This is a genomic window from Prevotella sp. HMSC073D09, assembly GCF_001814145.1.
Taxonomy (GTDB): Bacteria; Bacteroidota; Bacteroidia; order Bacteroidales; family Bacteroidaceae; genus Prevotella; species Prevotella conceptionensis.
Genome location: NZ_KV815090.1, coordinates 1 through 4,757 on the forward strand (window position 1 = coordinate 1; position 4,757 = coordinate 4,757).

The 4,757-nt window shown below is 44.1% G+C and carries 3 protein-coding genes; 2 read left to right on the forward strand and 1 reads right to left on the reverse strand.

Annotation, left to right across the window (positions count from 1 at the left end):
• Positions 1–41: 41 nt before the first annotated feature.
• Entirely contained in the window at positions 42–218 is a 177-nt protein-coding gene (locus HMPREF2955_RS16225; RefSeq protein WP_168166874.1) for a hypothetical protein, read from the reverse strand.
• 1,381 nt (positions 219–1,599) lie between these two features.
• Here HMPREF2955_RS16225 and HMPREF2955_RS07700 point away from each other — a divergent pair.
• Positions 1,600–3,876 carry an adhesin gene (locus HMPREF2955_RS07700; protein WP_083317662.1) on the forward strand — a complete coding sequence of 759 codons (2,277 nt, stop codon included), beginning with the start codon at positions 1,600–1,602 and terminating at the stop codon, positions 3,874–3,876.
• 11 nt (positions 3,877–3,887) lie between these two features.
• Positions 3,888–4,091 (forward strand): hypothetical protein, encoded by a 204-nt coding sequence (locus HMPREF2955_RS15135; protein ID WP_009231923.1) that lies wholly within the window; start codon positions 3,888–3,890, stop codon positions 4,089–4,091.
• The last annotated feature ends 666 nt before the right edge of the window (positions 4,092–4,757 follow it).

The window sequence follows — 4,757 nt, forward strand, 5'->3', positions numbered from 1 at the left end:
TTTTTGCGACAGGGTGAGCGGTTGGTGGACAAAAAGGGTACTCATAATGTTAAAATTCTTGCTGAAAACCGGACAAAAGACAATTGTGCCGTATAGGCATGCATGGCAACGGCGACGGAAAGCATGTACACTTGCGACTGCCAGCGCGAGCGGTTGTGGGGCTTGCTGCTCACGGCCAACGAAGACAGCATCATGAAAATGCGGAAGTAATCTGCCATTGAGATCCGGTTTTCAAATGGTAGAGAAGGCATTGAATATCTTCCGCCAGTTCGCCTTTTGCGGCATAAGCCCGTTTTGCCACAGACAAATGGGGCAAAAATCCATTTTTTGTCGTGTCTCTGTACTGTACGTCGTACATGGAGAGGAGTATTTGTATCGGTTTTGCATCACAATGATAATACACTCATCTCAATTTATAGAAATCACGAGTGTCCACTGCCATACATTAGAGCCTGTGCAGTTTTGTTTGATTGTTGGGCTTATTGTCTGTCTTATTTTTGAAGGCGTAACGGACAACGTTAAAAGAATAAGACGGGCAATAAGCCCGTCAAACAAACTAAAGATGTGCAGGAGGAGATGGAAACAACCTATAATAATTGACAGGTGTTCTAACGGCCGATTGGGGTTTAACGTTGTGAGGCCCCTCGTCGTTCGCAATCTATCACCTTGTCGCAAAAAAATCAATACTCGCTGAGGGTGTTTTGAAACATGGTCGGAGTAGGCTGTAAACAGGGGCTAGAGCGGTTTGATGTTGCCTGTAAGCGCAACTTGTGCAGAATGGCGTGTTATTTGCAGCAAAACATCTTGCAATATGATGCAGAATGCCCGTTTGTCGGTTGTAAAAAGCACTGCAATTAGCAGCAAATCGCAGTGTTAAGCCTAGCAAAAAGCAGGGCTAGCAAATTGTGCCCTGTGTGGGTGTTAATGCCTTTTCGCTAGATGGTAAACTTGTGTAGGATAAGGGTAAAAAGAATTTTAAGAAGTGTGCTTTTTGATGGAAAAGCGGATTTCGGGAGATTGAAAAGTCGGCGTTTCGCAGCAAACAGGAAAGGTAGGGGATGCAAGATGCAGGTGGTGTTCTCAGATGTTGACGAATATCGAAGCGTGTAAGATAGAAAACAATGGTTAATTAGCAACTCGACTTCCTTCTTTTTTACGAGGTTGTGGTGCCGAACAAAGACGAGAGTGTGAAATATAAGTACTTGATTGTGGGTTAACGCCTATGTCTTTGCTGGCATAATGAATGGACTGTTTGGCGACGTGAAAGATAAATAAATACGAAAAAATTTGGCGCAATCTGTTTTTTTTGATATATTTGCACCCAGATAAAGAACTAATGAAAGAAACGGAACAAGCGTACTACATTGGAAAACAACAGTATTGCTGATAAATAAGGATGAATAACGCCTTGCTAAAGCTCCGCTTACCTAGCATGAAGTTAAAACCTAGCTCCTGTGCATGGCAATAAACGTCCGAGTAAATATAGCCACGGCAGCTATTGTAAACCGTTTCGCTCCATGAAAAGTGCCAGATAACGAGAAACTTACGTCGTTTCTGTATAGCACCATCAAAAACATAACAAGAGAATTTAAGTAGTTAATGATTATGAAACGAATCCTGTTTTTCGCTTTGTTGGCCGTGTATGCCTGCATCCCGCTTGCTGTGAATGCGCAAGGGCAAGACCCCACTACGCACAAATGGCTTGGTAATCCCGTCGAATCGGTTATTAATAACCCAGACGAGAATAAAAGAATTGTGTACCTTTATAACGTTGGTACGGGCAAATACCTCAATGCCGGTAGCTATTGGGGCACGTCGCTTGTGGGTTTCAGCACGGGTATGACCATAACAGTCAAGCATTCTACCCCTGCCAATCACTATCGAATGGTTGGTCCCTTGAAGACAACTGAGGGACAGAACATTGCCTTTGGCCGAAGGAGAGACACGCCGGGGTTTGACGATGCGGCTAACTACAACAGGGCGTATGTGGATAGAGGGGTGACATACAATACGGATGTAACGCCAAACCCCTATGCCGTACAAAAAAAATATATCAATGGCGTGCTAGATTGGAAATTTGAAGAGGTTAAGCCTGGTAGCAAAACTTATTGGATTAGTGTGTATAACGATGAGACGACCCAAGGAATGGGCGGCAAACGCTATTTGCAAATGACGAAGGTGTTGAAGGATAAGGTTTATCCCATTAGCTATCCGGGCAATGTTAACCCTAACGACGAAACCTGTCAATGGAGGATAGTTACGCGAGCCGACCTTAAAGACGTGTTTAAAGATGTGTATGCGTCTGACGAATCGCCTGCTAATGCCACCATTCTGATAGACGACCACAACTTTGCGCGTGGTGATAGAGATGTGGAAAAATGGGTTACAGCAGGTGGATTGACTTGGGGCTGGGCCGACCATAACGCTTATTTGCTGGAACCTGCGAATGACGCATATACATATTATGTGGGCAATGGCGCCACGAGCAGCAACTCGTATATGGCCGATAATGCTAGCTATGGCACAGCCAACGTGAGGAATCTGGGGAATATGGCTCATGCCAACGGGAAAGTTTCGCAGAAAGTGAAGGCTATTAAGAAGGGGTGGTATCGCATTTCGTGTAATGGTTTCTATGCTCCTGCCACAGGCAGTAACCTCACGGCGGAGCTTTTTGTGAGTGTAGTGGGTATTACTGATGCAAATTCGAATGTAAAAACAACCTTAAACAAGTTTGGGGGTGACTTTGAGTATACGCTTCAAGAATTTCGAAAGGTATATACCAATGCGGACAGAGCTGCCGATAAAGTGAGCCCTTACGTAAAGGCGGCTAAGGTTTTTGAACACGGCATGTATAACAACACGGTGTTCGTGTATGTTCCGCACGACACCGATGTAATGGAAATTGGCGTAAGGGTGGCTAATTCCACTAAGCCGCTCGATTGGACTTGCTGGGATGACTTCTCATTGGCTTATTGCGGAACGCTTGACTTGATACTTGATGAAACACAAAACAACTCAACTTATATCTTGGAACAAGTGAAACCTAATAGGGCGGCCATAATGGTGCTGAAACGAACGTTGCAGAAGAACGAGTGGAACTCTATTGTGTTGCCAGTGTCGCTTACTGTGGGACAACTGAAAGCGGCATTTGGTGAGGATGTGAAGTTGTCGGCCTATCCCAAACAATCCACAGATTATGAAAGACGTATCGACTTTACAAAGGTTGATTTAGACCAAGAGGACGACCATGTTGCTCTTGATGCCTATAAGCTGTACTTGATAAAGCCTACCAAAGACCCAACGGTGATGACCTCGTTAAAACCCTACAGTAAGTTGAAGAATAATAAGCCGTGGCTCTCGGTTAATGCTCCTTACTACGTCATTAACAATGTTACACTCGATAAAAAACCGGAAGACCAGCCAGGTTATTCTGGGGGAATATTGCGAAATGCAGCCTCTTGGAGTACTACGGCAGACGGGAAACTGCAGTTCTGTGGTTCGTTATATCGTCATGCTAGTGCGGTTGTGCCAGCCTTCTCGTATGCGTTGGGCAAAAGCTCTGCATCGAAACATAGGTGGCTGTGGCACTATACGCAAAGCCCAATGCCAGTCAAGGGATTCCGTTGCTGGATTGCTACGGGTTCTGCCACTCAATCTAAAGCTCTGAAATTCTTCGTTGACAATGAGGAAATAGGCAACACGTTCAACACTACAGGTATAGCAACAACGGCTAGTGAGGGAAATGGCGACCTATTCGCTGTTCCGTGCAACATCTATGCCATAGACGGGAAACTGGTACGTCCGAATGCAACGTCTACCGAGGGCTTGCCAAAGGGCGTTTATATTGTCAACCATAAGAAACTCATCTTAAAATAGAGTTGGAACGAATGAAAACACATGATTATTTAAAACCCGATTGTGCTGCGATACACTTCGGCTTAGATGAGTTGCTCATTGCTCCTGGAGCTTCACGGTTTGATAACGATGGCGATGGAAATGCTGATCAACATGGGGAAATACCCCACAACCCTGATGAAATTGGAGCTAAACCTAACTATGGATGGGATTGGTGTGAAGAGGACGAAGGATGAAGTGTTGGAGCTTTAGGTGTAAATAGCCATTTGGTAGGCTGGAAACTCTCGGTTTTTTGCCTACCAAATGTCCATTATCTGAATTCTATAATGGGCAGAACGCGTAAAAGAAAGTATGAAGTAACTGTTTGATTTAGTTTGTGGGCTGGGTTGATGATGTTGTGGCTTTGTTTCAATAGTCGGCCTAATAGCTACGGTGGTCATAAAATCTTCCCTTATATATATAAGGTGTACGTTCCCCATTATGTTATCAATATGTAAAGAAACTCAAAAACTTGCATTTTTGTTCGATATTTTTCTTAAAAATGCTTGCGTGGTATTTAAAAAAGCCCTACCTTTGCATCCGCTTTCGGGAACGAAGTTCTCCGTTTGCAATCAAGAAAGAGTTCATTGAAAGATTTACATAGACAGTAGTAGTACAAGAGCAGATGCGCTTGTCTTTTCTGAGACGAGCGCGTTTGGGTAGAACATTAAGAACCGTCGGTTCTCCCAGGTCTTTGGTTATTAAAATTAAAGATGTGGGTTAACTGGTACAGGTGAGTGGAACTACGATAGATTTGGGTGCTCGTCCTGATGGGATAATGCCGCAAGGCATAAAACTTTTAGCGTTGGCTTTTCTTTTGGATTAGCCTAAATGCGCAGACATTTTACAATGGAGAGTTTGAT

Coding starts and splice junctions, on each gene's coding strand:
- HMPREF2955_RS16225 (WP_168166874.1), bottom strand. CDS start 218: ATGGCAGATTACTTCCGCATTTTCATGATGCTGTCTTCGTTGGCCGTG.
- HMPREF2955_RS07700 (WP_083317662.1), top strand. CDS start 1,600: ATGATTATGAAACGAATCCTGTTTTTCGCTTTGTTGGCCGTGTATGCC.
- HMPREF2955_RS15135 (WP_009231923.1), top strand. CDS start 3,888: ATGAAAACACATGATTATTTAAAACCCGATTGTGCTGCGATACACTTC.